The following is a 26551-nucleotide window of genomic DNA, read 5'->3' on the forward strand; positions in this document are numbered from 1 at the left end:
CGGCCGCGGGCGGCCTACTCAACCGACCACAACTAGCTTCCCCACCGCCGCCGACGTCTCCAGCCGCTGCATCGCCGCGCCCGCCCGAGCCAGCGGGTACACCTCGTCGATCACCGGCGCGAGCTGACCAGCCTCGACGAGCTCCGCCAGTGTGACCAGGTCGGCGGCCCTCGTCACCGACACCAGCCCGCGGAAGCTCTGCTTCGAGCCGACTCCGCGCAGCGGCGCGACCAGTTGGCGTGACAGGGTTCCGGCCAGCCGGCCGCCGCCCTCGCCACCGACGATCACGAGCGTCCCGGTCGACGTGAGGATGCGGCGCAGCGAGGCGACCGGGCGGTTGCCGGCCGTGTCGATGATGAGGTCGTAGCGCTTGCCGAGGATCGTGACGTCCGACTCCGTGTAGTCCACGACTGCCTCGGCACCGAGCGAGCGCACCAGATCGAGCTTCGCCGTGCTGCACACGCCGGTGACGCGGCCGTCTAACGCCTTCGCGAGCTGGGTGGCGTAGATGCCCACTCCCCCGGCGGCTCCGATGACGAGCACCTCCTGCCCCGGCTGGATGCGCCCGACGTCGCGCACCGCGTGCAGTGCGGTCGCGGCCGAGGTCGGGATCGCCGAGGCCTGCTCGAACGTGAGACCCGCCGGCTTGTGCACGATCTTGTCCACAGAGGCCACGGCGTACTGGGCAAGCCCGGCCTCGACGACTCCGAAGACCTCGTCGCCGACCGCGAACGCGGTGACCGCGGGGCCGACGGAGTGCACGATCCCCGCGACATCCATGCCCCTGATCCTCTGCCTGGGGCGCTTGAGGCCGATCGCCGGCCGCACCAGCAGCGGCAGCCCGGCCATCAGGTGCCAGTCGCCGATGTGCAGCGACGTGGCGCGCACCTCGATGAGCACCTCGTCGTCCTTGAGCGTGGGCACGGGCACCTCGTCGAGGTGCAGCACCGCTGAGTCGCCGTATTCGTCTTGGACTATCGCCTTCATGATCCTTCTCCTCCGTACTGGAATACCTCGTCGAGAGGCACGGTGAACGCCTGAGCGATCTGAAACGCCATCTCGAGCGACGGCGAGTAGCGCCCCTGCTCGATCGCGATCACGGTCTGCCTCGTCACGCCGATGCGCTCGGCCAGGTCGGCCTGCGTCATCTCTCCGTTCGCGAACCGCAGCGCTCGGATGTTGTTGGTCACCTTCGTCGCCTTGACCACGCTCAGAACCCCCTGCGGTACACGATCACCTTGGCGACTGAGCCGACGACCGCCGACAGCACGAAGCACAGGTAGAGCACGTTGGCGATGTAGAAGTAGTCGGCCTCGACGATCGCGAGCAACAGGGCCGCGACTCCGCCGATCACGAGAAACGCCTGCCCGACGTGCTCGCCGAGGCGTTCGATGTCGCGGTCGCGGGCGTCTTTGGTCTGCTCACGGCGCGGGGTGAAGATGCCGATGGCGATGTTGAGCACGATCCCGAAGACGATCGCGATGCCGATCGACCAGAGCATGGCCGGAACGTAGTCGACGTCGATGAGCGGGGCGGATGCGGCCCTAGCGAATACCGCGCTCAGGTAGGCCCCGTACGAGACCACGGCCACCGCCAGATAGGTCCAGGAACGTCGTTCTTCGAGTGTCACCGAGAGCCTCCATGTCAAGAATTGTTTACATGAATGAATGTATGGCCTGGTTTACTCCGTGTCAAGAACTCTTTACATTGGGCCTTCCGCTGGCCGTCGGGGAGTGCCACTGTGTTGTGACGCTGCAACCCGAGATTGGCGGCACCATGCCCTACCCCGAAGAGCTGAAAGCCGAACTGACCGCGCGCGTCCTCGCGGGCGAGACCGTGAGCGAGGTGTCCAGGCAGTCGAAGGTGCCGCGGTCGACGATCGCTCGGTGGACATCGGCGGCTTACGACGACATCTTCGACATCGAGCGGAAGCCGACCGCTGCGGAGCGTCGCCGCCTCGAACAGGAGACATTCGACCGCGACGTCGACAGGGTGCTCGCCCGCATCGGTCGCGACGACGTGCACGCCCGCGCCGCAATCCGCACCCGTCGACGCATGGCCAACATCGCGCGCCTCGCCTACACCCTCACCTACGTGCCCCTGATGTGGCTCATGGTGGCGCTGTTCTGGCTCATGCTGTTCGTAGTTGCGCTGGTGGCCGTGTTCGGGCGATTCACCGAGCCCATTCCTCCAGGGCAGGAGATCCTCGCGCGGGTGGTGCCCTCGGTCGCCGTGATCGTCGCGTACTACCTGGTCAAGACGACGATCGATTTGTTGATCACCGCGCTATGGGAACTGACCGGGCCCTTCACCCTGTGCTTCGGCGCACTCGACAACGTACAGCGACACATCCGAGCGTTGCCTCAACACGACGCCATCTTTACTCGCGCCTGGTCCAGCGTTCCGAGAAGCGACCGCGACACGATCGTCGGCACGCTGCGAGTGGTCGAGAGGCAGCTGTCTCGGCACCGCCTGCTGTATCCCGGGTTCGCGACGTGGGGTGCTCGGGGAGCGCAGATCCGCCAGCGTCGTCGCGTCGCATCGACGGTCGCCCTCATCGAGGTCAATCTCAGCAATCACGGCAGCGCGTACTACGAGGAGGCGCTGCAGCTGTTGCGGAGCATCGAGATTCTCACGCTGCTGCGCGATTGGAACGACCGCAGCCTCCCCGTGCTCGAAGGCGCCGAGGAACGCTACCGCGGGTGGCTCCAGACCATAGCCGCCCTCGTCTGGGCGACGCTCGTGTTCGCGATCGCCGCGGCGTCGCTGTACTTTCAGGTCGCCGTCGACGTGTGGGGCGTCTTCGAGTAGTCAGCGTCAGTGCGTGGGCGGGGACTCGACGGACTCTGCCGAGGCGGCCTCTGCCGGGGCCGCGCGCTCCCTGCGCCCACGACGGATCGAGCGGATGCGCGCATAGAGGAAGACGCCGACCAGGACGACGACGGCGGCGATGACGATCTTCTGGAAGATTCCCGCGTACTCCTCGACCACGTGCCAGTTCTCGCCGAGGTAGAAGCCGGCGACGACGAAGATGGAGTTCCAGATCAGGCTGCCGGCGGCCGTGAGCCCCGTGAAGACGAGCGGATTCATGCGTTCCACGCCGGCGGGCAGCGAGATGAAGCTGCGGAACAGCGGCACCATTCGTCCGAAGAACACGGCCTTCGTGCCGTGGCGGGCGAACCACACCTCGGTCTTGTCGAAGTCTTCGACGCTCATCAGCGGCAGCCTGCCGACGATCGCGCGCACCCGGCGGCGGCCGAGCCAGGCGCCGAGGCCGTACAGCGCCCACGCGCCCACGATGGAGCCGAGCGTGGTCCAGACGATCGCCTCGACGAGACCGAAGCTTCCGCGGCTGGCGGTGAATCCGGCGAGGGGCAGCACGATCTCGCTGGGGATCGGAGGGAAGAGATTCTCGATCGCGATGACGAGCCCGGCACCGGGGGCGCCGAGCGCCTCCATCACCTCGACGGCCCAGTCAGCGAATCCGGTCAGAGCGGTGCCATCGGCCAGTTCGGTGAGCATGCCACTCAGGGTAGGCGGTGAACCTGAGCCGAAATTGGGCGGCGCACCGCCCAAGGCCAAACGTACGATGGACCGGTGACGTGGTTCGCCGGCGCAACTCGCAGGGCCGTCGTCGTCGCGGCCGCGGCATCCGCGATTCTGCTTTCCGGATGCGCCCTCCCCTCCCCGCAGCCGACGAACACCGCGACGCCGAGGCCCGCTCCTTCTCCGACGCCGACCGCGACCGATCCCCTCGCCGGACTCAGCGTCGAGCAGCGCGTCGGCCAGCTGTTCATGGTGGGCACCGCGGCGACGGTCGCCGAGGCCGAGACCGTGGCGGCCGTGCGCGACCGGCACGTCGGCAACGTCTTCCTCGCCGGCAGGTCGAGCGCCGGCACCGTCGCCACCGCCGCGGTGACCGCCCAGCTGACCGCGTTGGTCTCGACCGAGTCGACCGCCGGGCTGCCGCTGCTGGTCGCGACCGACCAGGAGGGCGGGCAGGTGCAGGTGCTGCGCGGCCCCGGCTTCAGCGACATGCCCTCGGCACTGCAGCAGGGCTCCCTCGACGCGACGGCTCTCGTCGGCGATGCGAAGGCCTGGGCGGCCGAGCTGTCGTCGGCCGGGGTGAACATGAACCTCGCGCCGGTCGTCGACCTGATCCCCTCGCCCGCTGCCGCGGCATCCAACCCTCCGATCGGCGCTTTCGACCGCGAGTTCGGCTTCGACCCGGCGACGATCGTGGCGCACTCGAAGGCGTTCCGCGACGGCATGAGCGCTGGCGGCGTGCACAGCGTGATCAAGCACTTCCCCGGGCTCGGCGCGGTCACCGGCAACACCGACACGACCGCGGGCGTGACCGACACCACGACGAACACGCAGAGCGACAGCGTGGGCATCTACCGCAGCGAGATCGCCTCGGGGGCGACGAGCATCATGGTGTCGTCTGCCGTCTACGCACTCATCGACCCGACGGCGCCGGCGATGTTCTCCCCCGTCGTCGTGAACGGCCTGCTGCGCGAGCAGCTCGGGTTCACCGGCGTCGTGATGACCGACGACGTGTCGGGCGCCGCCGCTGTCGCCGCGTGGTCGCCCGCCGACCGGGCGGTGCTGTCGATCCTCGCGGGGTGCGACATCGTGCTGGTGTCGCGCACGCCCGCCGTGGCCGCCGAGATGGTCGACGCCGTGGTCGCGCGGGCGCGGACGGATCCGGCGTTCGCCGAGCTGGTGGATGCCGCGGCGAGGCGGGTCATCGCGTTGAAGTCGGGGCGCTAGTTGTGAGCAGGGTGCCGGAGACGCAGAACCGCCCACCCCGTGTGGCGGGGCGGGCGGTTCTCGGGAGGCACGGTCTCGATGCGGCCGCAGGCGGCCGGCTCGACCGGCGAGGGCCTACGCCGCCATGCGCAGCGGCGCGCCCACGTGCACCGTGAGCTCGCCGTCGGCCGCGTCGACCGTCAGGGCTCCGCCGTCGTCGAGCTGGCCCGTGACGAGCAGGTCGGCGATGCGGTCGTCGACGTTGCGCTGGATCACGCGACGCAGCGGGCGCGCCCCGTACTCCGGCTCGTAGCCGGCGTTCGCGATCCAGTCCACCGCGGCATCCGTCACCGTCAGCTCGATCTCGTGGGCCGACAGCCGCGCCTGGGTCGCGACCAGCAGCAGCCGCACGATCTCGCGAAGCTGTGTCTGGTCGAGCTTGCGGAACAGCACGATCTCGTCGATGCGGTTGAGGAACTCGGGACGCATCGCCTCGCGCAGCTTTCCCATGACCCGGTCGCGCAGATCCTTCTCCGAGGCGTAGCCGTTCGCCGCGGCATCCGCACTCGCCACGAATCCCATGGCACCGCTGCGGCTCGCGAGGAACTCCGAGCCGAGGTTCGAGGTCATGATGATCACGGCGTTGCGGAAGTCGACGGTGCGACCCTGGCTGTCGGTGAGGCGACCGTCGTCGAGAACCTGCAGCAGCAGATTGAAGACGTCGGGGTGAGCCTTCTCGATCTCGTCGAACAGCACCACCGAATACGGGTTGCGGCGGATCTGCTCGGTGAGCTGCCCCGCCTCGTCGTAGCCGACGTATCCGGGAGGGGCGCCGACGAGACGGCTGACCGTGTGGCGCTCGCCGAACTCGCTCATGTCGAAGCGCAGCATCGACTTCTCGTCGCCGAACAGCGACTCAGCCAGCGCCTTGGCCAGCTCGGTCTTGCCGACGCCGGTCGGTCCGAGGAACAGGAAGCTCCCGACGGGACGGCTCTGGTCGCCCATTCCGGTGCGGTTGCGGCGCACGGCCTTGGCGACCACGGTCACCGCATCGTCCTGGCCGATCACGCGTCCGTGCAGCTCGCTCTCGAGCCGAGCGAGGCGGGAACGGTCGACCTCGGTGAGTCGGCTGGCCGGGATGCCGGTGGCGCGCGAGATCACCTCTGCGATCTCCTTCTCGTCGACGACGGCAGAGGCGGCGGATGCTGCGCCGCTCTTCGAGGCGTCGAGCCTGGCGTGCAGGCTCTCCATCTCGTCGCGCAGGCGCGAGGCCTCCTCGTAGTGCTCGGAGGCGACGGCGGAGTTCTTCGCCGACTCGGCGACGGCGAGCTCCTCGAGCAGGGCGGTCGCGTCGACCGCGGAGCCGAGCTTGAGGCGCAGGCGCGCCCCGGCCTGGTCGATGAGGTCGATGGCCTTGTCGGGCAGGAAGCGGTCGGTCACGTACCGGGCCGACAGTTCGACCGAGGCGCGGATGGCCGCATCCGTGTAGCTGACGACGTGGTGGTCCTCGTAGGCCTTGCGCAGCCCGGAGAGGATGAGCACCGCGTCTTCGACGCTGGGCTCTCCCACGTGCACGGGCTGGAACCGGCGTTCGAGCGCCGGGTCCTTCTCGATCGAGCGGTATTCCTTGAGCGTGGTGGCGCCGACGACGTGAAGGTCGCCCCTGGCCAGACGCGGCTTGAGGATGTTGCCCGCGTCCATGCCACCGTCGCCGGAACCGCCGGCGCCGACGACCGTGTGCAGCTCGTCGATGAAGACGATGAGCTCGGCCTTGTTGGCCGTGATCTCGTCCATCAGCTTGGTCAGGCGCTCCTCGAAGTCGCCACGGTACTTGGTGCCGGCGAGCATGGCGGGCAGGTCGAGGCTGACGACGCGCTTGTCGCGCAGCTGCTCGGGCACGCCGCCGTCGACGATCGCCTGCGCGAGTCCGGCGACGATAGCGGTCTTGCCGACGCCCGCCTCTCCGATGAGCACCGGGTTGTTCTTGGTGCGACGGGAGAGGATCTCGATGGTCTGCTCGATCTCGTCGGCGCGGCCGATGACCGGGTCGAGCTCGCCGGCCCGGGCCTGCGCCGTGAGGTCGGTGCCGTAGGTGTCGAGGGTGGGCGTCTTCGACGTCGAGGTCTCGGGGGCCGTGGCATCCGTCTCGGTCTCGACCGCGTCGCGCATCGTCGACTGCAGCGCCTCGGGAGTGACGCCCGCGGCGGCGAGAACCTGGCCGGCGGGCGAGTCTTGGTTGAGCACCAGGGCGAAGAAGAGGTGCTCGGGGTCGATGTAGGTCGATCCGGAGGCGCGAGCCACCTGCAGGGCGTGGAAGATCGCGCGCTGGGCAGACTGGGTGAGCGACGGCGAGTCGGTCTTGGAATAGTCGGATTCCTCGGGCAGACGCTGTTCGACGGCGGCGACGATCGCCGCGGGGTCGGCGCCGACGCGCTTGATGGCCGAGGCCGCGGGCTCGCTCGCGGCGAGCACACGCAGAACGTGCAGTGCGTCGAGCTCGTTGTGACCGTGGTCGATCGCGAACTGTCCCGCCTCGGCGAGCACCTCGCGGCTGCTGCGGCTCAGCAGGCGGCCGATGTTGATCGAGCGCCCGGACTGGGCCGCGCGCTCGCCCTGAAGATAGCGCGCCAGGAACTCGTCGAACGAGCTGTTGGCGTCTGGTGTTGTAGGCAATTAGACCTCCCGGTGAAACTTGAGTGCCTTCGACTCAAGTTAACGCTGAGCGGCGTGATTCATTCCCACCAGCACAGAATCGGCGGAAACACCAGTCCCGTCGAAACCATTGCCTGCCGCAGCAGCAGGAGAGTTCATTGGATGAGCAGCAGGTTCACCCAAAGGAGTAACACCATGAGCACCACGAACGATTCCCCGAACGACGGGCGCAGAAACGAGCCCGGATACGTGCCCGCAGACGAGCGCGTGGAGCGCCCAGCAGGCGACCCGGTCGTGCGCCCAGCAGGCGATCCCGTCGTGCCGGTCGACTCCACGGGTCGCCCCATCGAACCCGCCGACCGTGCGACGACACCGCCGCCCCTCGCCACCGACCCCACCAACGACGGCCGGAGCGTCCGCCAGAACGTCGTCGCCCGAGAGAAGGAGGAGTTCGGAGGCTTCAAGTTCGGCTCCGCCTTCTTCGGCTGGCTGACCGCGACCGGCACCGTCGTGCTCCTCACCGCGCTCGTCGCGGGAGCGGGGGCCGCTCTCGGGCTCGGAAACGCGTCGCCCGACGAGGTCTCCGATGCGGCCGAGCAGAACGCCGAGACGATCGGCCTCGTCGGCGCGATCGCGGTTCTCGTCATCCTGCTCATCGCCTACTACTGCGGCGGTTACGTCGCCGGACGCATGGCCCGGTTCAGCGGAGCCAAGCAGGGCCTCGCCGTATGGCTGTGGGCCGTGGTCATCGCCATCGTCGTCGCCATCATCGGCGCCCTCGCCGGCGGCCAGTACAACGTTCTGTCGAACCTCGACACCTTCCCGCGCATCCCGATCAACGAGGGAGACCTCACCGCCGGCGGCATCATCACCGCGGTTCTCGCCGTCGTGGTCAGCCTCGCGGGCGCCGTCCTCGGCGGTCTCGGCGGCATGCGCTACCACCGCAAGGTAGACCGCGCGGGCCTCGGCAAGTAATCGATCGATTGGTAAAATGCACACCATGAATGACAAGAAAAAAGAAGACGGCCTCGGCGACGAGGGCACGATCCCGAACTCCGACGACGGAATCGCCGTGACTCTCGGTGAAGACAGCAATTTCAACCCCGAGGAAGACGAAGAAGCGGATGACTCGGGCAAATAGCTAGACGTGAGAAACCGCCCGCTCCTCGTGATGATGAGGGCGGGCGGTTTCTCGTTGGTGCGCTTCGACAGGCTCAGCGACCGGGGGCTACGGGATCCAGTTGAACTCGTCGGGGTTCGGGCCGCGGCGTGCGTCGCGGTTGAGGGCCGTGATCGACTCGATGTCGGCCTCCGACAGCTCAAAGTCGAACAGGGCGAGGTTCTCCTCGATGCGGCTGCGCGTGACCGACTTCGGGAACACGATGTCGCCACGCTGGATGTGCCAGCGCAGCGTCACCTGCGCGGGGCTGCGATCGAGACGCTCGGCGATCTCGGTGACCACGGGGTCGGTGAGCACGTCGCCCTGGGCGATCGGCGACCACGCCTCGGTCGCGATGCCGTGCTCGCGGTTGAAGGCGCGCACGTCGTCGTTAGTGAGATACGGGTGCACCTCGATCTGGTTGACCGACGGGATCGTCGACGTCTCGTCGAATAGCCGTTGCAGGTGCGCGGGCTGGAAGTTGGAGACGCCGATGGAGCGCACGCGCCCCGTGGCCTTCATCTCCTCCATCGCCTTCCAGGTGTCGACGAAGTCGCCCACGGCGGGCATCGGCCAGTGGATGAGGAAGAGGTCGAGGGTCTCGAATCCGAGAGCGTCCATGGTCGCGTCGAAGGCACGCAGTGCGTCTTCGCGGGCGTGGAATGTGTTGTTCAGCTTGCTGGTGACGAAGATCTCGTCGCGCGGGATTCCCGACTCGACGATGGCCTCGCCGACGCCCTTCTCGTTGCCGTACATCTCGGCGGTGTCGATGTGGCGGTAGCCGACCTCGAGTGCTTCGAGAGTCGCCTTCTTCGTGTCCTCCGGCGGGATCTGGAAGACGCCGAAGCCGAGCTGGGGAATCTCTACGCCGTCGTTGAGGGTGATCGTGGGTACTGAGGTCATACGGTGGTTCTCCTTCAATCGAATGCAGTGGCTGAGAAACGCCACTCACACAGTCAACGCCTGAAGGACGCGATCGATGCCGCGATCACCACAATCGGCTGGCTATTGACTATTTGCGCCTCTTGCTCGCCATGGCCACGGCGACTCCGACTATGCCCCAGCTCACCGACCACACGATCGGGGCCAGCGCCGTCGCGAGGGCGACCGGGTTGGGTACGAATCGGGCGCCATCCGGGCCCCGTACGTACGCGCCGATGGGTATGCTCGCGCCGCCGCCACCGCCGCCTCCCTGTTCTGCCTCGTCGCTGCCGCCGCCGAATCCGAACCACACGAGGGCGACCGGAACGAGTTCGACACCTCCGACCGTGACCGGTTCTCCGTAGCTCGCCTTCGCGCCGACGGAGGTGACCTGCTGGGCTATTTTCTCCACGATGTTTGCCATGGGTCCGAAGGTACTCGCCGTGACCCGGGTGGGGTCAAGGGGTGGGGCCTGTGGCGCTTCCTGAACGCCACGCCGCAGACCGGGGAGGCTATCAGCGCGAGCGACGGCTGGCCATGGGCTGCGAGCATCCGCACGGCTCCGTAACGTCGAAGACATCCACACATCTGCACTTTCAGAACGAGGAGACACAATGCCCCAGGTAATCGAAACCGTCGACGTCAACGTGCCCGTATCGACGGCCTACAACCAGTGGACCCAGTTCGAGACGTTCCCCAAGTTCTTGAGCTACGTCGAGTCGATCACTCAGACCGACGACACCCTCACCCACTGGAAGGTGAAGATCGGCGGAGCCGAGCGCGAGTTCGACGCCCGCATCACCGAGCAGCACCCCGACGAGCGTGTCGCCTGGAACAGCGTCGGCGGCGACGAGAACCACGCCGGCGTCGTGACCTTCCACAAGCTGAGCGACACCGAGACCCGCGTCACGGTGCAGCTCGACTGGGAGGCGACCGGAGTGCTCGAGAAGGCCGGCGCGATTCTCGGCGTCGACGACCACGTGATCAAGAGCGACCTCAAGAACTTCAAGGAGTTCATCGAGAACGCCAACCACGAGACCGGCGCCTGGCGCGGAGACGTGCAGGCGTAACGGCTGTATCGACAGCTGAGTCGCCCGGGGCCCTCGCCCCGGGCGATTCGTGCGTATGGGAGACGCGACACCGCCCAGCCCGCGGCGTTATGCTGCACCATGCCCTCCTCCGGCGAACACAGCGCGGGACTCCTGCTGTTCAGACTGAACCCCTCGCCCGAGGTGCTCATCGGGCACATGGGCGGCCCGTTCTGGAGCCGCAAGGACTCCTCGGCCTGGTCGATTCCCAAGGGTTTCATCGAGCCGGGCGAGAGCCAGCTCGACGCCGCGCTCCGCGAGTTCGCCGAGGAGATCGGCCAGTCGGCACCCGCCGCCGACTACGTGCACCTCGGCGACTTCGTCTACCTCTCGGGAAAGGTCGTCACCGTCTTCGCCGGGGAGGGAGATCTGGATGTCTCGGAGGTCACGAGCATGCCCGTCACGGTCGAGTGGCCGCGCGACTCGGGGCGCATGATCACGTTTCCCGAGATCGACCGCGCCGAATGGTGCTCGATCGAGGCCGCCCGCCCCCGGCTCGTGAAGGGGCAGGTGCCCGCTCTCGCGGCGCTCGAGGCGCTGCTCGCCGCGCGCTGAGGCCGTCTAGCGACGCTCTAGTCGCGCACGCGGAACGCGATCGGCACCGCGGCGAGGCCGAGCACCGCGGCGAGGGCGAACGCGGCGACGAAGCCGCCGCCCGACACCGCGCCGAAGGCCGCTAAGAGCAGCCCGGCGAAAGCGATCGAGGTCGCCGAGGCGGTCGAGTCGGCGATGGTCATCGCCGCGCTGTTGAACCCCTGGTCGCGTTCGGTCGAGTGCGACAGCACCAGCGTCGAGATGCGCGGGAAGACGAGGCCCATGCCTCCGCCGGCCAGTAGCCAGCCCGCCGCGGCCACGAACGGCGAGAGCAGGAAGAGGGCGGTGAGCAGCTGCACCACGATTCCGACGAAGACGATCGTGGCGCCGATGCGGACTGTTCGACTATGCGACATCCGCGCACCGAATCTGCTCTGCAGTGCCGATCCGCTCGCCCACGACAGCGCGCCGACGGTGAGGATGAGCCCGGACACGGCCGACGGCAGGTCGTACACCTCGTTCAACAGGTACGGCAGGTAGACCTCGGTCGAGAAGAACGCCGCGGCCACTGCACCGCGCAGCAGTACGGTCGCCGGCAGCCCCGGTCGAGCGACGAGCGTGCCGCGCGGCAGCAGCGGGCGCACGGCGAGCACGACCACCACGAATGCGACCGCGACGATCACCCACGACCACGAGGCACCGCTCTCGCCGCCGAGCCCGATGCTCACGACGGCGACGGCCACCACGATCGCCCAGACGACAGCCCAGCGCGAGCCCGGCTCCCCCGGTGCCGCAGGCATCGACCGCAGTTGGCGCAGCGCGGGGACGATGGCGGCGGCGGCGATCAGCACGAGCACGCCGACGCCGAGGAACACCCAGTGCCAGCTGATCGTGTCGGCCACGACTCCGGCGACGGGCGGCCCGATCAGCGACGGCAGCACCCAGGCGGCGGCGAAGGCGCCGAAGATCCGCGGATGAAGCGGGGCGGGGTAGATGCGGGCCACGACCACGTACAGCGCGACGATGATCGCGCCGGACCCGAGGCCCTGCAGCAGGCGGCCGCCGATGAACACGAACATGTCGGTGGCCGTGCCGGAGAGCACGAGACCCACGACGAAGACCGTCATGGCCGCGACGAGCGGTCGCGACGGGCCGCGACGGTCGGCCCAGCCGCCGGCGACGACCATGCCGACGACACCGGCGGCGAGGGTGCCCGAGAACGCGAGCGAGTACAGCGCCTCGCCGTCGAGCTCGCGGCTGATCGTGGGCATGATCGTGGTGACCGCGAGCGACTCGAAGGCGCCGAGGAAGATGAGGGTGATCGAGCCGATCGTCGTCCACAGGTAGGCGGGCGAGAGGAGGCCGGGGGCTGCGGCAGTGCGAACCGGGGTTTCGTGGGTCATTTCCCTCTCAGGCTATCCGCTCCCACCGACTCCGAAACGGACACGGTCGGGGTCGCTCCTGCCATCCTGGGAGCCGCCGCAATAGAATTCAGTCCACTTCACCGGCGAAAGGCACACCATGACTCCGGACATCAACTACTGGGCCGTCGTTCTCGCGACTCTCTCGAGCATGGTCGTCGGCTCGATCTGGTACACGCCGCGCGTCTTCGGCAACTACTGGATGAAGACCGCGGGCGTGACCCCGTCGGGTAACTCGAAAGACGCGGTCTGGCCGATCGTGATCACCCTGCTCGTCAGCTTCGTGACGGCGTGGGTGCTCGCCGGCGCCGCGTTCATCGCCTGGGACTTCTACGGCGGCAGCTTCCTCGTGAACGCCATCGTGACCGCGATCGTGCTCTGGACCGGATTCACCGCCGCGCGGTTCATCACCCACGACGCGTTCGACGGACGCCCGAGCGGGCTGACCGTGCTCAACATCGCGCACGAGCTCGTCACGCTCGTGATTATGGCGCTCATCATCGGGGTGTGGCCGGCGTGACTTCGCGCCGTCAGCGCGAGCGAATCGTCATCACGAGCGAATAGAGGACCTCTTGACCGAACAGCTCGACACCCGCGTCGCGGTCTACATCGACTTCGACAACATCGTGATCTCGCGCTACAACCAGCTGCACCGCAAGCACCCGGTGCGGCTGCGTGACCTCGCCGTGCCGAACCCCGACCCCGCGATCGCGCAGCGGCTCGTCGAGGCGACCGTCGACCTCGGCGCGATTCTCGACTTCGCCACCTCGTACGGCAACGTGGTGATCAGCCGGGCCTACGCCGACTGGTCGGTGCCAGTAAACGCCTCGTACCAGAAGCAGCTCATCGGCCGCGCCGTCGACCTCACCCAGATGTTCCCCACCGTCACCTCGATGAAGAACGGGGCAGACATCCGTCTCGCCGTCGACGTCGTCGAAGACCTCTTTCGACTGCCCGACATCACGCACGTCGTCATCGTCGCGGGCGACTCCGACTACATCGCCCTCGCCCAGCGCTGCAAACGCCTCGGACGCCGCGTCATCGGCATCGGCGTCGCCGGGTCGACGAGCACATCGCTGGCGGACGCCTGCGACGAGTTCGAGAACTACGACGAACTGCCCGGCCTCGACGACGACACCGACGACCTCGACGAGGTGATCGTCGCCCCCGTGGCCACGGCGTCGACCGCCCCGGCAGCCAAGACGAAGCCGGCCACGTCACCCGGCAACCCGCAGAAGGCGGCGACGCAACTATTCATGCGGGCCCTGCGCCTCGGGCACGCCAAGGGCGACAACGACTGGCTGCCCGCCACCACCGTCAAGAACCAGATGCTCCGCATCAACCCCTCGTTTAGCGAGAAGGGCGTCGGATTCTCGTCGTTCACCGAGTTCGTGAAAGACCGCAACAGCATCGCCGAGCTGCGCGAAGACGGCCAGGCACGCTACATCCGTCTGCGGCCGTCGTACCTCAAGGATTCGTAGCGGGCGCTCTCAGCCGGCCCCGGGTGTCGCTATCATCGGCAGATGGCATCACGGGGCGAGCGATTCAGCGGAACCCTGAGCTCGTGGAACGACGACCGCGGCTTCGGCTTCGTATCCCCTCTCGGCTCCGGGCGTCGGGTGTTCGTGCACATCAGCGCCTTCCCGCCCGGATCGGCGCGTCCGCTCGTCGGCGACACGCTCAGCTTCGGCATCGAGTCGTCTGACGGCAAGGACCGCGCGACCGCCGTCTCGTCGTCGCGACCGGTGCGTTTCGTCGCCGGCGGCGGATCCCGAGCGTCTGATCGGCGGACTCCCCCGCGTGCGCCGCGCCCGAAGGCCGCACCGGCGCTGCCGAGCTACCTGATCCTCGCTGCCTTCGCCGCGCTCTACCTCGGTGTGTGGAGCGAGGGGCGCATCCCGATCTGGGTGCACGCGCTGTACATCGGCGCCAGCGTGATCACAGTCGTCGTCTACGCGGTCGACAAGCGCGCCGCGGGCACGTCGCGGAGGCGCGTGCCGGAGAACACCCTGCACCTGCTCGAGCTCGCCGGCGGCTGGCCGGGCGCGATCGTCGCGCAGCAGACCCTGCGGCACAAGACGGCGAAGCGCTCGTTCCGCATCGCGTTCTGGACGGTCGTCGCGGTCAACGTCCTGCTGTTCGTCGCGCTGGCGACGCCGCTGGTCGCGGCGCTGCTCGACCTGTAGCTCTGGCGGGCGCGGCGTCGCCAGTTGTCACTAACGGGCGCGTTTCGCCGGGCGAGCGACCCCTTTGTGACAAGTCGCGGCCACGCCGGGCCGGGGTCGCGGGGTCAGGGGCGGGCGGCGCGGCGCGAGCGTACGAGTGACGCGACGGCGCGCCATCCGAGCAGAAAGACGCCGAGAACGACGGATGTCACGATCACGAAGCTCCACTGGACGCCCTGGTCGCTCAGCACACGCAGAAGCAGCCCGATCACGACCGTCGCCGTCCACACGACCAGGCCCGTGCGCACGACGGACAGCGGCCGACGCCACGCTCGGCCGACGAGCCAGCCGGCTACGAGCCCGGCGAGGAACGGCCAATAGGTGATCAGTGCGCCGAGCAGCGGGTTCTCGGCGTGGGTCGCCCGGCCGATGAGCACGAAGACGAGCACAAGGAGCGCGTCGATGACGAAGGCGAGGGCTGCGGGCATGAATTCAACGGTACGCGCGGTTCGACGGGGCGGGCGCTTCGACAGGCTCAGCGACCGGGGCACGCGCTTCGACAGGCTCAGCGACCGGGGCGGGCGCTTCGACAGGCTCAGCGACCGGAGGGCACAATGGACGGCATGGTCGATGGGTACAGCGCCGCGCAGATCCGTGCGGCCGAGGCGCCGCTGCTCGCGGCGGGCGTTCCGCTCATGCAGCGTGCGGCCGCGGGGCTCGCCCTCGAGGTGCGAGCCCTGCTCGGCCGGGACGACGCACACGTGCTCGTGCTCGCGGGCAGCGGCGACAACGGCGCGGACGCGCTCTTCGCCGCGGGTCACTTGGCGTCCGGCGGCATGACGGTGTCGGTAGTGCGTACGGGCGACAGGATCCACGCCGAGGCGCTCGCGGCCGCGCTCGCCTCGGGGGCGGCGGAGGTCGCGGGCGACGAGGTACGTAGGGTCGGGGCATCCGCTGATCTGGTGATCGACGGCATTCTCGGCACCGGGACCAGCGCGAGCCCCGCGCTACGGGGTCGCGCACGAGAGATCGTCGCCGCGCTGCTGGAGGTGGCGCCGCGTGTGGTCGCCGTGGACATCCCGAGCGGGATCGGCCCCGACGACGGAAGCGTGCCCGACCCGTGCGTGCTGCGCGCGGAGGTCACCGTGACGTTCGGCGGCTACAAGGCCGGGCTGCTCATCGGGCAGGCCGTGGCGTATGCGGGCGAGGTGCGGCTGATCGACATCGGCCTCGGCGAGGAACTGGCGAAGGTCGAGCCGGTGGTGCGGGGGCGCGCGGGATGATTCGACCGCGCTTCGACAGGCTCAGCGACCGAAGTGGCTCAGCGACCGAAGTGCGTCACTGTCGGGAACGGGTCGTAGAAGTGGTGCAGCAGGGCCTTCCACTGCTGGTACTCCGGCGAGCAGCGGAAGCCGACCTCGTGGTCGTCGAGGGTGTCCCACTCGATGAGCAGCAGGTAGTGGTTCGGCGTCTCGATGCCGCGCTCGAACCGCAGCGACCGGAAGCCGGGCATCGACGCGACGATGCCGCGCGCCTCGGCGAAGGCCGCCTCGAACTCGCCCTCCCGCCCGGCGATGACGGGCAGGAGGGCGTGTTCGAGGATCGGCATGGTGTCGAGCGTAGCGGCGGGGCCGCGGGCGCTTCGACAGGCTCAGCGACCGGGGTGGTCAGCGCTTCGACAGGCTCAGCGACCCAGGGCGGCGCTAGAGGCCGTTGTTGCGCGCCACCTCGCCGTACCAGGCGGCGCTCGGCTTCGGGGTGCGGGCGAACGTCTCCTTGTCCCAGGCGATGAGGCCGAAGGTCGGCGCGTAGCCGGACGCCCATTCGTAGTTGTCGAGCGCCGACCAGTGCTGGTAGCCGAGCAGGTCGATACCGTCGTCGATGCAGGCGTGCAGGCCCTCGAGGGCGCCGCGCGTGTAGTCGATGCGGCGTGCGTCGTCCTGGGTGGCGATGCCGTTCTCGGTCACCATCACGGGAACGTGGTCGCTCAGCTCCCACGCCGCGCGCACTCCGATGCCCGCGGCGGCCGGGAAGTACTCCCACTGGGTCAACGTCTTCTCGACCTCGGGCTTCGGCGGGCGGATGCCCTCGGGTCCAACGATGTTGCGCGTGTAGGCCTGCACTCCGACGAAGTCGTCGCCCTTGATGCTGGTCAGGTACCAGTTCTCGGCGGGGTCGGCGATCTCGTGCAGCTTCTCGGCGGCTCCGGGCTCGACCGTTCCGTCGGCGAGGGTCGCCGCCTCGAAGGCCTGCGTCGCCACGGTCCACCCGGTCTTCAGACCGGACACCTGCGACAACACCTCTCGCGAACGCCGGTGCGACTCGAGCAGGGCGTCGGCGACGAACAGGTCGGGCTTGGGCAGGCCGTAGGCCACGAGGTTCGAGGCGTCCTCTCCCCCGGCGAGCATCGCCGCGATGTTCGGCTCGTTGATCGTGCAGACGTAGTTGACCCCCTCCGCGACGACCGGCAGCGCCAGCTCGGTGTAGCGGGCGAAGAGGTCCGCGGCATCCGGCGCCCGCCAGAAGCCGTCGGTCTCGAACCACCGCGGCACCGTGAAGTGCATCAGGGTCACGATCGGCTCGATGCCGAACTCGTGGGCCGCGTCGACCATTCGACGGTAGTGGTCGATGGATGCTCGCGAGACGAGTCCTCGCTCGGGCTCGATGCGCGACCATTCGATGCTGAAGCGGTAGGAGTTGAGGCCGAGGTCGGCGAGGATCCTCATGTCCTCCCGGTAGCGGTGGTAGCTGTCGGCGGCGTCGCCGCTCGGTTCGACGATCGTCGTGCCCGGTTCGTTCTCGTGCACCCACCAGTTGCTGCCTACGTTGTTGCCCTCGATCTGGTGGGCGGCCGTGGCGGCACCCCAGAGGAAGCCGTCGGGAAAAGTGAGCATGGGTGTATCTCCTTGTGGTGCGGTGTTCTTGTGGAAAGCGAGGCGGCGGTCAGGCCACGTCCTTGCGCGGGTTCGGAATCGCGTCGAGCAGCCGCATCGTGTAGTCGTGCTGCGGGTTGCGCAGCACGTCTGCGGTATTGCCGCTCTCGACGACGGCGCCCTGGTTGAGCACCATGATGTTGTCGGTGACGACGCGGGCGCTCAGCAGGTCGTGCGTGATGTAGAGCATCGAGACGCCCCACTGCTCGCGCAGGTCTTCGAGCAGAGCGAGCACGCCGGCGCGCAGCGACACGTCGAGCATCGACACCGGCTCGTCGGCGATGATCACCTGCGGGTTGCTCGCGAGCGCCCTGGCGATCACGACACGCTGGCGCTGCCCGCCCGAGAGCTGGTGCGGCAGCTTGGCCGCGAACTCCTCGACGGGCGAGAGACCGACGGTGTCGAGCAGCTCGAGCACCCGACGGCGTGCGTCGTTGCCGGTCTGGCCGGTGAAGTTCACGATCGGACGCGTCAACGTGTACTCCACGGTGTGCAGCGGGTTCAGCGCCGAGTACGGGTCTTGGAAGACCATCTGCACGTCGCGGTGCAGCGAGCGGAACCGGCTGCGGCGCAGCGACCCGACGTCGAGATCGCCGAAGCGGATGCTTCCTGCCGTCGGTTTCTCGACGGCGGTGATCATCTTCGCGATGGTCGACTTGCCACTGCCCGAGGCCCCGACGAGGGCGAGCGACTCGCCCGGTTCGAGCGTGAACGACACCTTGTCGACGGCGCGCACGGAGCTCTCGCCGCGGCGCGGAGCCGGGTACACCTTGGAGACGTTGCTGACCACGATCGACTTCTGGTCGGTGCGGCGCTCGCGCGACGACACGGTCGCGGCGTGGGTGGCACCCGCGGCCCGGCTGGTTCCGGCCGCGGCACGCACGGCACGGTCTTCGAAGCCGGGCAGCTCGACGACCTCGGCGCGCGGGTCGGCGTAGTGCGACAGCAGCATGCGGGTGTACTCGTTCTGCGGGTTGTGCAGGATGTCGCCCGCCGGCGCGTCCTCGACGATGCGGCCCTCGTGCATCACCATGACCCGCTGCGCCGACTCGAGCACGATGCCCAGGTCGTGGCTGATCAGCACGGCGGTGAACTTCTCCGACTTCTGCAGCTCGATGATCGTGTTCATCACGGCGTGCTGCACGAGAACGTCGAGCGCCGTGGTCGGCTCGTCGAACACCATGAGCTGCGGTTCGAGCGACAGGGCGAGCGCGATCGAGACGCGCTGGCGCATTCCTCCCGACAGCTCCCCCGGGTAACGGTCGAGCACCGTGGCGGGCAGCTCGACCTTGCCCACGAGCTCGAGCGCGCGGTCGTTCCACTGGTCGCGGGCGACGTGGCCGTGCGCCCGGAATATGTCGACGAAGTGGTTGCGGATGCTCCGTACCGGATTGAGAGCGTTCATGCCGCTCTGCAGCACCATTGCGATGCCCCCGTGCCGCTGCTCTCTGAGGCCCTCCGCACTGAGGCTCGCGATGTCTTTGCCGCCGAAGAGGATGCGACCCTTCTCGATGTGGGCGGGCGGTTTGCTCAACCCGGTCAGGGCGAACCCCAGCGTCGACTTGCCCGAGCCGGACTCGCCCACGAGTCCGACGAACTCGCCTCTCGCGAGCCGGAACTCGACATTGCGCACGGCGTGGGTCGCATCCGCCCCGTATCCGTAGTCGACCGACAGGTCGTGCACTTCGAGGATCGTGTCGTTCATGGTGGTGGTCGTGTTCATCGCTTCGCTCCTTCGCGAAGGCGCGGGTTGCTGATGCCGTCCACGCCGAAGTTGATGAGGGTGAGTGAGGTGGCGAGCAGCGCGATGCACAGGCCGGGCGCGAAGAGCAGCGCCCACTGTCCGGTGAGCAGGGCGTTCGAGTTCTGCGCCCAGAAAAGCATGGTGCCCCAGCTGACGATGCTCGAGTCGCCGAGTCCGAGGTACTCGAGACCGGCCTCCGCGAGGATTGCCGCGGTGGCCGCCCCGAAGAAGTTGCCGACGATCAGCGAGGTCATGTTCGGCAGGATCTCGCGGAACACGATGCGGAACGGACGTTCGCCGCTGAACACGGCCGCCGTCACGAAGTCTCGGGATCGCAACGACTGCGTCTGGCTGCGCAGCACGCGCGCGCCCCAGGCCCAGCCGGTGATGACCACCACGACGATGATCATCCCGATGCCGCCGCCGGAGAGGTAGGCGGCGATCACGATCATGAGCGGCAGGCCGGGGATCACCAGGAACAGGTTGACGACGAAGTTGATCACGTCGGCCGCGAAGCCGCGCACATAGCCCCAGGAGAGGCCGATCAGCACAGCGATGATCGTCGAGAGCAGGCCGGCGGTGAGGCCGACGAAGATGCTGATCTGCGATCCCCAGATGAGCTGGCTCAGCACGTCTTCGCCGGCGGCGGTGGTGCCGAGCCAGTGCTCGGGACTCGCGTCGGCGCTGCGTGGGAAGCCGTTCTCACGCGCACCGTAGGGGGCGATGAGCGGCGCGAATACCGCGATCAGGATGAAGAGGGCGAGCACCACGATGCCGATGCGGGCTTTGCCGTTCGACCAGATGGTCGAGGCGACGCGGGCGAACACCTTCCACGCGCTGGGCGCGTTCGGGATCACGGTCTCGGGTCGGGGCATGGTCTGAGTCGTCATCGTCTCGTCCTCGGGTCCAGCACGCCGTACAGAATGTCGACGAGGAAATTGGCGACGAGCACGCTGACGGTGATCATCAGGAACAGGGCCTGCATCAACGGGTAGTCCTGGTTGGTGACCGCGTTGAAGAGCAGGTAGCCGACGCCGGGGTATCCGAAGACCCGTTCGACGAGGATGGACCCGCCGACGACACCGCCGAGCGCGAGCCCGAACGAGGTGAGGTTCGGCAGGATCGCGTTGCGGGCGGCGTACCGCAGGGCAACGGTGCGGGGCTTGAGCCCGTTCGCCTCGGCGAAGGTCACGTAGTCGTCGCCGAGCGTCGAGATCATCGTGTTGCGCATGCCGAGGATCCAGCCGCCGAGCGACGTGATCAGGATCGTGAGCGCAGGCAGGAACGCGTGGTACAGCGCGTCACCGAGGAACGAGAAGCTGAGCTCCGGGCTCGCCGTGGGACCGTACGCGCCGCTGGTCGGGAACAGCCGCCAGACGTAGCCCGCGAAGAACAGCAGCAGTAGGGCCGTCCAGAAGTACGGGAACGCGCTCGCGAACGAGCCGGCCAGGGTCGGCAGGGTGTCGAGCCAGGTGCCGCGCTTCCACGCCGCGAGCACACCGAGCAGCGTGCCGAGCACGAAGGCGACGATGGTCACGACGCCGACGAGCACGAGGGTGTACGGCAGTGCCGTCGAGACCAGTTCAGACACCGACTGCGGGTAGAACGTGTACGAGACGCCGAAGTCGAGGGTGACGACCTGGTGCAGGTAGGCCACGTACTGCTCGAGGATGTTGCCGGTGGGCACTCCCAGCTGGGCCTCGATCGCAGCCTTGGTGGCTTCGCTCACCGGCCCGTTCTGCGAGAGCTTTGCGAGCGCGGCGTCGGCGGGCGATCCGGGCATGAGCCGCGGGAGGGCGAAGTTCAGGGTGATGGCCGCCCACAGCGTGAGGACGAACAGGCCGAGCTTTCGCAGCGTGTAGACGAGGGCGCGCCTGCCGCCGCCCGGTGTGTGGGACGGTGCCGCGGCATCCGTCGTCAGGGTCGCGCTAGTCATCGTTGACCGCCTTCAGGTGGGTGAGAACGAGCAGGGGTGTCGACTCGTAGGTCTTCGGACTCGCGTAGGGGTCTTTCTCGCTCGGCCAGCCGGTGAACTTGGCGTCGCTCACGAGTCCCCACGATCCGCCGTAGTACAGGCTGAGCACGGGCAGCTGGTCGTAGACGATCTTCTGAAGCTGGTAGCCGAGCTCGGTCTGGGTCGCCTCGTCGATCGCCAGTTTGTACTGGTCGAGGAGCGCCTGCGCCTCTGGGCTGTCGAAGCGCTGGAAGTTGTTGCCGGCCTCCTCGCCCACGGGCTTGAGGTAGTCGCTCGAGAGCAGGCTGTTGAAGTCGCGGAAGATCGAGCCGGTGCCTCCCGTGCCGCCCATCGCGAGGTCGTACTCGCCGTTGCGCAGCGCGAGCTGGTAGGCGGCGGGCTGCGGCGAGTCGATCTTCACGTCGATGCCGATGGCGCCCCACTGCTTCTGCACCTCCTGCACGCCCTTGAGCCAGTCGTTGTAGCCGTTGGCCGTGGTGATCTTGAAACTCAGCTGCGTTCCGGCGGCGTCGACGAGCTTGCCGCCCTGCTGGGTGTAGCCGGCCTTGGCGAAGAAGTCGAGAGCGGATGCGTCGTCTTTCGTGAGCAGTCCGGCGTCGGGGATCGACGGGTCGAGTGCATCCTTCTGGTACGGCAGCAGGATGTTGGTCTGGCCGGCCGGGTCCATGTAGCCCTCGGCCGCGGCGTCGCCGACGGCGGCGCGGTCGAGCGATGCCGAGAGCCCCTTGCGCAGATTGAGGTCGTCGAACGGCGCCTTGGTGAGGTTCGGGAAGAGCGCGATCGTGCCTCCCGGCGGGAACCAGTAGGTGTTCTTGTTGCCGGCGGCGACCCAGGTGCCCTCGACGTCGCTGATGAACGAGTACGCCCAGTCGTAGCCCTTCGTCGCTACGTCGAGCTGCGTGTTGGTCGCCGGCAGGATGATGTGCTCGGCGGCGACCTTGTCGGCCTGCCAGTAGCCCTCGTTCTTGTCGACCGTGTACTGCTGGGCGGCGAAGTTGCCGAGGGTGTACGGACCGGTGCCCACGGGGTCGGGGTTGCGGTAGGTCTCCGGGTCGTCGACGTCTTTCCAGATGTGCTCCGGAACGATGAGCGTCGTGCCGATGAGCTGCGCCGCGGGCACGTCTGCCGCGTTGAGGTGAACGGTCACGGTCGTGTCCGTGGTCTCGACGCTGTCGATGTAGCTCCAGATGCCCTGGATGTCGAAGGCGGGCACCTCTTTGAGAAGGTGGAAGCTGAAGGCGACGTCGTCGGGGGTGAACGGCTCGCCGTCGCTCCACTCGACGCCGTCGCGGATCGTGTAGACGACGGTCGACGGGTCGGTGAGCTCGTAGCCGGTGGAGAGCCAGGGGTGCTCCTCGCCGGTCACGTTGTCGAGGATCACGAGCGGCTCATACATGTAGAACGCGGCGGTGCGCTTGTTCGTCATGTACGGATTGAAATTGCGCTCGAACAGCGGCGAGCCGTTGTCGGCGGCGACGAGCATGGTGTCGTCGGGAATGGACGGGTCGGGCGCGCTCTGGATCTGGATGCTGCACGCCGCGAGCATCACGCCCGTCGTGGCGACAGCGAACGCCGCGAGGGTGCGCCGTATGCGGGTCTTGCCTGGTTGCTTCATCACTACCGTTTTCTCAGTCGTCGTTGAACTGAACTGTTGATCTCGTCCTACTGTAAGCGCATACATTGCGGATTGCAACCGATCGCGGGAAGCGACTCGGCCCCGGGAAGGGTGTCTGCGCGCCTACGGGCAGCTCGCCCGCAGCACGACCTGCACGGGCAGCGTGAGCGACTGCGCGGCGAGGGTCGGATCGTCGAGGCGCGCGGTGATGGCGTGCACGGCGGCCCGCCCGAGCTCGACCATCGGCTGATGCACCGTGGTGAGCGTCGGTCGCGAGTGGCGTCCGGCGGTGATGCCGTCGAAGCCGGTGACGAGCACGTCGTCGGGAACCCGGATGCCCCGCGCCTCGAGCACGTCGAGCACGCCGAGCGCGGTCTGGTCGTTCGAGCAGACGACGGCTCGCGGCGTGTGGTACGCCAGGATCCTCTCACCGATCGCCCTCCCCCGCTCGCGTGTGAAGTCGCCGCGGTAGACAGGCACGTCGCTCTCCACGATTCCCGCCTCGTGCAGTGCGGCGCGGAACCCGTCGAGCCGCTCGGCGTCGTCGGGCGAGTCCTCGGGTCCCGCGATGTACACGACGTCGCGCACTCCATGGGCGCCCAGCACATGGCCGGCGAGGGCTCGCATTCCCGGACCGTTGCTCGCGCTGACGTGGTCGAAGCCGTCGTCGCGTTCGGATCCGGCGAGCACCACGACGGGGATGCGCCTGGCGACGTGGGCGAGCAGTTCGTCGGAGACAGTGCGCGCGAGCACGGCGAGGCCGTCGACACGTCCGGCTATGTCGTTGACGAGCGCCTCCCGCGAGGCACCGCGGCCGGCGGCGACCATGAGCGCGAATCCGCGCCGCCAGGCCTCGATCTCGGCTCCGCGCAGCACCTCGTCGAAGTAGAGGTTCTCGGTCTCCTGCACCAGGCTGCCGTCGTCGACGACGATCGGCACCTCGGCCCCCGCCGACTGGCTGAGCGCGGCGCTGATGTCGAGGTCGTCGTGCCCCGGGAAGAACAGACCGATCACGTTGGTGCGTCGCGCCGCGAGGGCGCGCGCGTTGCCGCTCGGCACGTAGCCGAGATAGCGCACTGCCTCCATCACCCGGTCGCGGGTGGTCTCGCGCACGGCGTCGGGGCTGCGCAGCACTCGCGAGACCGTGGCGATCGATACGTGAGCGCGTTCGGCGACGTCGTAGACCGTGGGCGCCTTCGCCATCCGCTCATCTCCTCGCCTCGGTGAACCGCCCTGTCAGCCTAATCGCGGCTCCGCGGTGCGCTATGCATAAGCTCAAGTCTTATATTTTGGCAGAATAAGTCTTAGACTAATGTAATGGATGCTTCAGCCCCCTCCGTTGCCGTTATCGTCGACGTCTCGAAGTCCCGCTCGCACGCGGACCGACGCGCTCTGCAACGCGAGATCGAGGATGCATTCGGCCGGGTCAACGACACCGTCACCGCCCTGCAGCCCCTCGCGCCCACCGTCGGCGACGAGTTTCAGGCCGTCTACGCCGACGTCGGCACAGCCGCCCGGGCAACCCTGCTCGCCCGGCTCTACCTGCCCGACGGGGTGGACTGCCGTTTCGGCCTCGGGCTCGGCGAGATCGCCACGATCGGCACGGGTGTCGCCGGTGTGCTGCAGGATGGATCCGCATGGTGGTCGGCGAGGAAGGCAATCGATGAGGCACGACGGCACGAGTACTCGAAGCTCGGCTTCGTGCGCACCTGGTTCAGCTCGAGCACCGTGGAGCAGAACGCGGATGACGCGCGCTTCGAGGGACTCGTCAACGCCTACCTCCTCGGGCGCGACCACATCGTCGGCACCATGAATCCCCGCGCCCGCCGTCTGCTGCTCGGCCAGCTGATCGGCGCGACCCAGGTCGAGCTCGCAGCCCAGGAGGGTGTCACGCAGTCGGCCGTCTCCCAGAACCTCAGCCGCAGCGGCGCCAACGCGCTGATGGCCAGCGAGTCGCTGCTGTCGGGGGTCGAGTCGTGATCCTGCTCGCCCTGCTGCTCGGCGCCCTCGGGATCGCCGACCTCGTACGCGCCCGGTCGTCGAGCCTGCCGCGGCTGTGGCTCGCGGCGTTCCTCGGCATCGCCGCGTTCCTGCTCGCCTCGATCGGCAGCGGACAGCACTGGTGGTGGTCGCCCGTCGCAGCGGCCGCGGTCATCGGCTGGCTGGCGTCGACCCGTGAATCCGACGGCAGCCACCGGGCCGGCTACTGGGCGGTGGGCGGCATCGCGGCCGTGGTCGTCGTCGCGTTCGTGTGGGGGCCGCTGCTGCCGCCGGTCTCGGGCCCGATCGTGGACTGGTACCGCGAACTGCCCTACACCGCCCTCAGCGTCGTGCCGTTCACGTCGTTCGCGCTCACGATCGGCGGTGCGCTGTTTCTCGTGGAGACCGCGAACGTGATCGTGCGGCTCGCCCTGCGGGGCGAGAAGACCCGCACCGCCGAGGTGCTCGCTGCCGAGTCATCCACCCCGCCCGTTCGCATGACGACTCGCCGCTCCTGGTGGCGGTCGAGCAGCGCGGCGGCCGAGCCGCCGACGCCCGCACCCGTCGCTCCGTTCACCGAGCTCAAGGGAGGCAGGTTCATCGGCCCGCTCGAGCGCCTGTTCCTGCTCGCGCTCGTGCTCGCGGGCGCGTTCACCGCCGTGGCGGCGATCGTCGCCGCGAAGGGGATCATCCGTTTTCCCGAGATCTCTAAAGACGCCGTCGGCGGCTCGAAGGCCGAGTACTTCCTCGTCGGCAGCTTCGCGAGCTGGGCGCTCGTGCTGCTCGTCGTCCTCCAGATCGTCACCGGATCGACGCGGCTATAAGTCCGAGGCTTATTCTTGCCAGTTTATTAGTGCTCCACTAATCTGCGAGCGCCTGCTCTATGGCTCTCAGGTCGGCGGCGCCGTGGGCGACCAGAGTGACGGTCTCGAGCCGCGTGTCCGGGTGCTCGGCGAGCCAGCCACGCACCGCCGCGACCGCGACGGCGGACGCCTCCCCGATCGGGAACCCGTAGACACCGGTCGAGATCGCCGGGAACGCGATCGAGCGATGACCCGCCGCGAGATCCAGGCTGGCGCGGTAGCAGGCGGCGAGCAGCCGGGCGGCCTCCGCGGGCGGGTAGGCGGAGTAGACGGGGCCCACCGCGTGCACGATCTTCTCGGCTGTCGCGATGTCGAAGGCGTCGGTCATCTTCGCCTCGCCCGTTCGTGCGCCGCCCAGCTCGCGGCACGCCTCGAGCAGTCGCGGTCCGGCCGCACGGTGGATCGCGCCGTCGACTCCCCCGCCGCCGAGCAGGCTCGGATTGGCAGCGTTCACGATCACCTCGCTCGGAAATCGCGTGATGTCGGCCTGGGTCGCTGCAATCTCGGTCACTCCGTGCACGCTACTCCCCTGCGCCGAGCCCGTCGACGACGACCTCCGCCGTGCACAGTGCAGCGGGGCAAACATCCGCTCCTCAAGCACGCCCTCAACATCGATTGCCTGCCCCTCAGCCCGACCACCCGACCAGCGGGGCAAACATCCGCTCCTCAAGCACGCCCTCAACATCGATTGTTTGCCCCTCTGCTCGCAGAGGGCGGCCGACCGCCCCCCATTAGGCGGAGGGGTAGAC

At 68.3% G+C, this 26551-nt stretch carries 29 protein-coding genes; 12 read left to right on the forward strand and 17 right to left on the reverse strand.

Going from position 1 to position 26551, the window contains the following annotated elements; genetic code table 11:
- Positions 1-18: 18 nt before the first annotated feature.
- From ABIE21_RS07400 to ABIE21_RS07410, 3 genes are read right to left on the reverse strand one after another with little or no spacing between them, the layout of a single operon-like run.
- On the reverse strand, positions 19-987 hold the full coding sequence (locus tag ABIE21_RS07400) for an NAD(P)-dependent alcohol dehydrogenase (protein WP_354024130.1): 969 nt from the start codon (positions 985-987) through the stop codon (positions 19-21).
- Positions 984-1208: a helix-turn-helix transcriptional regulator gene (locus tag ABIE21_RS07405; protein ID WP_354024131.1), complete on the reverse strand. Its 225-nt coding sequence runs from the start codon at positions 1206-1208 to the stop codon at positions 984-986. Before ABIE21_RS07405 ends, ABIE21_RS07400 begins: the two co-directional genes overlap by 4 nt.
- A 2-nt stretch (positions 1209-1210) precedes the next feature.
- Positions 1211-1630, reverse strand: coding sequence for a hypothetical protein (locus ABIE21_RS07410; protein WP_354024132.1), 420 nt, complete (start codon positions 1628-1630; stop codon positions 1211-1213).
- 146 nt (positions 1631-1776) lie between these two features.
- Between ABIE21_RS07410 and ABIE21_RS07415 the strand changes: the two genes are divergently transcribed.
- Entirely contained in the window at positions 1777-2811 is a 1035-nt protein-coding gene (locus ABIE21_RS07415; RefSeq protein ID WP_354024133.1) for a hypothetical protein, read from the forward strand.
- A 6-nt stretch (positions 2812-2817) separates the two neighbouring features.
- On the opposite strand, the gene ABIE21_RS07420 is transcribed toward ABIE21_RS07415, so the two are convergent.
- Positions 2818-3522, reverse strand: a complete 705-nt coding sequence (locus tag ABIE21_RS07420; protein WP_354024134.1) for a DedA family protein — start codon at positions 3520-3522, stop codon at positions 2818-2820.
- A 75-nt stretch (positions 3523-3597) separates the two neighbouring features.
- On the opposite strand from ABIE21_RS07420, the gene ABIE21_RS07425 reads away from it, so the two are divergent.
- Positions 3598-4773: a glycoside hydrolase family 3 N-terminal domain-containing protein gene (locus ABIE21_RS07425; protein WP_354024135.1), complete on the forward strand. Its 1176-nt coding sequence runs from the start codon at positions 3598-3600 to the stop codon at positions 4771-4773.
- Between the two features lie 114 nt (positions 4774-4887).
- On the opposite strand, the gene ABIE21_RS07430 is transcribed toward ABIE21_RS07425, so the two are convergent.
- On the reverse strand, positions 4888-7425 hold the full coding sequence (locus tag ABIE21_RS07430) for an ATP-dependent Clp protease ATP-binding subunit (protein ID WP_354024136.1): 2538 nt from the start codon (positions 7423-7425) through the stop codon (positions 4888-4890).
- 174 nt (positions 7426-7599) lie between these two features.
- On the opposite strand from ABIE21_RS07430, the gene ABIE21_RS07435 reads away from it, so the two are divergent.
- Complete coding sequence (locus ABIE21_RS07435) at positions 7600-8379, forward strand: hypothetical protein (protein ID WP_354024137.1); 780 nt, start codon at positions 7600-7602, stop codon at positions 8377-8379.
- Positions 8380-8404: 25 nt separating this feature from the next.
- Positions 8405-8545 (forward strand): hypothetical protein, encoded by a 141-nt coding sequence (locus tag ABIE21_RS07440; RefSeq protein WP_354024138.1) that lies wholly within the window; start codon positions 8405-8407, stop codon positions 8543-8545.
- A gap of 87 nt (positions 8546-8632) precedes the next feature.
- Here the strand turns inward: ABIE21_RS07440 and ABIE21_RS07445 are convergent, their stop codons facing one another.
- Positions 8633-9466 carry an aldo/keto reductase gene (locus tag ABIE21_RS07445; protein ID WP_354024139.1) on the reverse strand — a complete coding sequence of 278 codons (834 nt, stop codon included), beginning with the start codon at positions 9464-9466 and terminating at the stop codon, positions 8633-8635.
- 109 nt (positions 9467-9575) lie between these two features.
- Positions 9576-9908: a hypothetical protein gene (locus tag ABIE21_RS07450; RefSeq protein WP_354024140.1), complete on the reverse strand. Its 333-nt coding sequence runs from the start codon at positions 9906-9908 to the stop codon at positions 9576-9578.
- Between the two features lie 190 nt (positions 9909-10098).
- On the opposite strand from ABIE21_RS07450, the gene ABIE21_RS07455 reads away from it, so the two are divergent.
- Together ABIE21_RS07455 and ABIE21_RS07460 are read left to right on the forward strand one after the other, a co-directional pair.
- Complete coding sequence (locus ABIE21_RS07455) at positions 10099-10554, forward strand: SRPBCC family protein (RefSeq protein ID WP_354024141.1); 456 nt, start codon at positions 10099-10101, stop codon at positions 10552-10554.
- A 99-nt stretch (positions 10555-10653) separates the two neighbouring features.
- Positions 10654-11127, forward strand: a complete 474-nt coding sequence (locus tag ABIE21_RS07460; protein WP_354024142.1) for an NUDIX domain-containing protein — start codon at positions 10654-10656, stop codon at positions 11125-11127.
- Between the two features lie 17 nt (positions 11128-11144).
- Here ABIE21_RS07460 and ABIE21_RS07465 read toward each other — a convergent pair whose 3' ends face one another.
- Positions 11145-12509 (reverse strand): MFS transporter, encoded by a 1365-nt coding sequence (locus ABIE21_RS07465; RefSeq protein ID WP_354024143.1) that lies wholly within the window; start codon positions 12507-12509, stop codon positions 11145-11147.
- Between the two features lie 118 nt (positions 12510-12627).
- On the opposite strand from ABIE21_RS07465, the gene ABIE21_RS07470 reads away from it, so the two are divergent.
- The 3 genes from ABIE21_RS07470 to ABIE21_RS07480 are packed head-to-tail and all read left to right on the forward strand — an operon-like array spanning position 12628 to position 14713.
- Positions 12628-13047: a DUF1761 domain-containing protein gene (locus tag ABIE21_RS07470; RefSeq protein ID WP_354024144.1), complete on the forward strand. Its 420-nt coding sequence runs from the start codon at positions 12628-12630 to the stop codon at positions 13045-13047.
- Between the two features lie 52 nt (positions 13048-13099).
- Positions 13100-14008 carry an NYN domain-containing protein gene (locus ABIE21_RS07475; RefSeq protein WP_354024145.1) on the forward strand — a complete coding sequence of 303 codons (909 nt, stop codon included), beginning with the start codon at positions 13100-13102 and terminating at the stop codon, positions 14006-14008.
- A 42-nt stretch (positions 14009-14050) separates the two neighbouring features.
- Positions 14051-14713, forward strand: coding sequence for a cold shock and DUF1294 domain-containing protein (locus ABIE21_RS07480; protein WP_354024146.1), 663 nt, complete (start codon positions 14051-14053; stop codon positions 14711-14713).
- A 104-nt stretch (positions 14714-14817) separates the two neighbouring features.
- On the opposite strand, the gene ABIE21_RS07485 is transcribed toward ABIE21_RS07480, so the two are convergent.
- Entirely contained in the window at positions 14818-15180 is a 363-nt protein-coding gene (locus ABIE21_RS07485; protein WP_354024147.1) for a DUF3054 domain-containing protein, read from the reverse strand.
- A gap of 135 nt (positions 15181-15315) precedes the next feature.
- Here ABIE21_RS07485 and ABIE21_RS07490 point away from each other — a divergent pair, with 135 nt between their 5' ends.
- The gene (locus ABIE21_RS07490) at positions 15316-15975 is read left to right on the forward strand and encodes an NAD(P)H-hydrate epimerase (RefSeq protein ID WP_354024148.1); all 660 of its coding nucleotides are present in this window, start codon (positions 15316-15318) and stop codon (positions 15973-15975) included.
- Between the two features lie 38 nt (positions 15976-16013).
- Here ABIE21_RS07490 and ABIE21_RS07495 read toward each other — a convergent pair whose 3' ends face one another.
- From ABIE21_RS07495 to ABIE21_RS07525, 7 genes are all read right to left on the reverse strand, one after another.
- Positions 16014-16301, reverse strand: coding sequence for an antibiotic biosynthesis monooxygenase family protein (locus ABIE21_RS07495; protein WP_354024149.1), 288 nt, complete (start codon positions 16299-16301; stop codon positions 16014-16016).
- Positions 16302-16395: 94 nt separating this feature from the next.
- Positions 16396-17586, reverse strand: coding sequence for a glycoside hydrolase family 1 protein (locus tag ABIE21_RS07500; protein WP_354024150.1), 1191 nt, complete (start codon positions 17584-17586; stop codon positions 16396-16398).
- A gap of 49 nt (positions 17587-17635) precedes the next feature.
- A complete protein-coding gene (locus tag ABIE21_RS07505) occupies positions 17636-19348 on the reverse strand; it encodes an ABC transporter ATP-binding protein (RefSeq protein WP_354024151.1) in 1713 nt (570 codons plus the stop codon).
- Positions 19345-20259, reverse strand: a complete 915-nt coding sequence (locus ABIE21_RS07510; protein WP_354024152.1) for an ABC transporter permease — start codon at positions 20257-20259, stop codon at positions 19345-19347. Before ABIE21_RS07510 ends, ABIE21_RS07505 begins: the two co-directional genes overlap by 4 nt.
- Positions 20256-21305, reverse strand: coding sequence for an ABC transporter permease (locus ABIE21_RS07515; protein WP_354024153.1), 1050 nt, complete (start codon positions 21303-21305; stop codon positions 20256-20258). Before ABIE21_RS07515 ends, ABIE21_RS07510 begins: the two co-directional genes overlap by 4 nt.
- Positions 21298-22959, reverse strand: coding sequence for an ABC transporter substrate-binding protein (locus tag ABIE21_RS07520; RefSeq protein WP_354024418.1), 1662 nt, complete (start codon positions 22957-22959; stop codon positions 21298-21300). The genes ABIE21_RS07515 and ABIE21_RS07520 overlap by 8 nt, the downstream gene beginning before the upstream one ends.
- Positions 22960-23082: 123 nt before the next feature.
- Positions 23083-24162 carry a LacI family DNA-binding transcriptional regulator gene (locus tag ABIE21_RS07525; RefSeq protein WP_354024154.1) on the reverse strand — a complete coding sequence of 360 codons (1080 nt, stop codon included), beginning with the start codon at positions 24160-24162 and terminating at the stop codon, positions 23083-23085.
- A 114-nt stretch (positions 24163-24276) separates the two neighbouring features.
- Here ABIE21_RS07525 and ABIE21_RS07530 point away from each other — a divergent pair, with 114 nt between their 5' ends.
- Positions 24277-24939, forward strand: a complete 663-nt coding sequence (locus ABIE21_RS07530; protein WP_354024155.1) for a SatD family protein — start codon at positions 24277-24279, stop codon at positions 24937-24939.
- Positions 24936-25763, forward strand: coding sequence for a hypothetical protein (locus tag ABIE21_RS07535; RefSeq protein WP_354024156.1), 828 nt, complete (start codon positions 24936-24938; stop codon positions 25761-25763). Before ABIE21_RS07530 ends, ABIE21_RS07535 begins: the two co-directional genes overlap by 4 nt.
- Before the next feature lie 37 nt (positions 25764-25800).
- Here ABIE21_RS07535 and ABIE21_RS07540 read toward each other — a convergent pair whose 3' ends face one another.
- Positions 25801-26313 carry a macro domain-containing protein gene (locus ABIE21_RS07540; protein WP_354024157.1) on the reverse strand — a complete coding sequence of 171 codons (513 nt, stop codon included), beginning with the start codon at positions 26311-26313 and terminating at the stop codon, positions 25801-25803.
- Between the last annotated feature and the right edge of the window lie 238 nt (positions 26314-26551).

Source organism: Conyzicola nivalis (genome assembly GCF_040548875.1).
Classification (GTDB): Bacteria; Actinomycetota; Actinomycetes; order Actinomycetales; family Microbacteriaceae; genus Conyzicola; species Conyzicola nivalis_A.

Excerpts from the sequence above, each read along its gene's own strand:
- ABIE21_RS07460 (WP_354024142.1), top strand. The coding sequence starts at position 10,654 with ATGCCCTCCTCCGGCGAACACAGCGCGGGACTCCTGCTGTTCAGACTG.
- ABIE21_RS07465 (WP_354024143.1), bottom strand. The coding sequence starts at position 12,509 with ATGACCCACGAAACCCCGGTTCGCACTGCCGCAGCCCCCGGCCTCCTC.
- ABIE21_RS07485 (WP_354024147.1), bottom strand. The coding sequence starts at position 15,180 with ATGCCCGCAGCCCTCGCCTTCGTCATCGACGCGCTCCTTGTGCTCGTC.
- ABIE21_RS07450 (WP_354024140.1), bottom strand. The coding sequence starts at position 9,908 with ATGGCAAACATCGTGGAGAAAATAGCCCAGCAGGTCACCTCCGTCGGC.
- ABIE21_RS07490 (WP_354024148.1), top strand. The coding sequence starts at position 15,316 with ATGGTCGATGGGTACAGCGCCGCGCAGATCCGTGCGGCCGAGGCGCCG.
- ABIE21_RS07500 (WP_354024150.1), bottom strand. The coding sequence starts at position 17,586 with ATGCTCACTTTTCCCGACGGCTTCCTCTGGGGTGCCGCCACGGCCGCC.
- ABIE21_RS07505 (WP_354024151.1), bottom strand. The coding sequence starts at position 19,348 with ATGAACACGACCACCACCATGAACGACACGATCCTCGAAGTGCACGAC.
- ABIE21_RS07420 (WP_354024134.1), bottom strand. The coding sequence starts at position 3,522 with ATGCTCACCGAACTGGCCGATGGCACCGCTCTGACCGGATTCGCTGAC.
- ABIE21_RS07445 (WP_354024139.1), bottom strand. The coding sequence starts at position 9,466 with ATGACCTCAGTACCCACGATCACCCTCAACGACGGCGTAGAGATTCCC.
- ABIE21_RS07415 (WP_354024133.1), top strand. The coding sequence starts at position 1,777 with ATGCCCTACCCCGAAGAGCTGAAAGCCGAACTGACCGCGCGCGTCCTC.
- ABIE21_RS07470 (WP_354024144.1), top strand. The coding sequence starts at position 12,628 with ATGACTCCGGACATCAACTACTGGGCCGTCGTTCTCGCGACTCTCTCG.
- ABIE21_RS07530 (WP_354024155.1), top strand. The coding sequence starts at position 24,277 with ATGGATGCTTCAGCCCCCTCCGTTGCCGTTATCGTCGACGTCTCGAAG.
- ABIE21_RS07510 (WP_354024152.1), bottom strand. The coding sequence starts at position 20,259 with ATGACGACTCAGACCATGCCCCGACCCGAGACCGTGATCCCGAACGCG.
- ABIE21_RS07455 (WP_354024141.1), top strand. The coding sequence starts at position 10,099 with ATGCCCCAGGTAATCGAAACCGTCGACGTCAACGTGCCCGTATCGACG.
- ABIE21_RS07400 (WP_354024130.1), bottom strand. The coding sequence starts at position 987 with ATGAAGGCGATAGTCCAAGACGAATACGGCGACTCAGCGGTGCTGCAC.
- ABIE21_RS07435 (WP_354024137.1), top strand. The coding sequence starts at position 7,600 with ATGAGCACCACGAACGATTCCCCGAACGACGGGCGCAGAAACGAGCCC.
- ABIE21_RS07440 (WP_354024138.1), top strand. The coding sequence starts at position 8,405 with ATGAATGACAAGAAAAAAGAAGACGGCCTCGGCGACGAGGGCACGATC.
- ABIE21_RS07515 (WP_354024153.1), bottom strand. The coding sequence starts at position 21,305 with ATGACTAGCGCGACCCTGACGACGGATGCCGCGGCACCGTCCCACACA.
- ABIE21_RS07495 (WP_354024149.1), bottom strand. The coding sequence starts at position 16,301 with ATGCCGATCCTCGAACACGCCCTCCTGCCCGTCATCGCCGGGCGGGAG.
- ABIE21_RS07520 (WP_354024418.1), bottom strand. The coding sequence starts at position 22,959 with ATGAAGCAACCAGGCAAGACCCGCATACGGCGCACCCTCGCGGCGTTC.
- ABIE21_RS07525 (WP_354024154.1), bottom strand. The coding sequence starts at position 24,162 with ATGGCGAAGGCGCCCACGGTCTACGACGTCGCCGAACGCGCTCACGTA.
- ABIE21_RS07480 (WP_354024146.1), top strand. The coding sequence starts at position 14,051 with ATGGCATCACGGGGCGAGCGATTCAGCGGAACCCTGAGCTCGTGGAAC.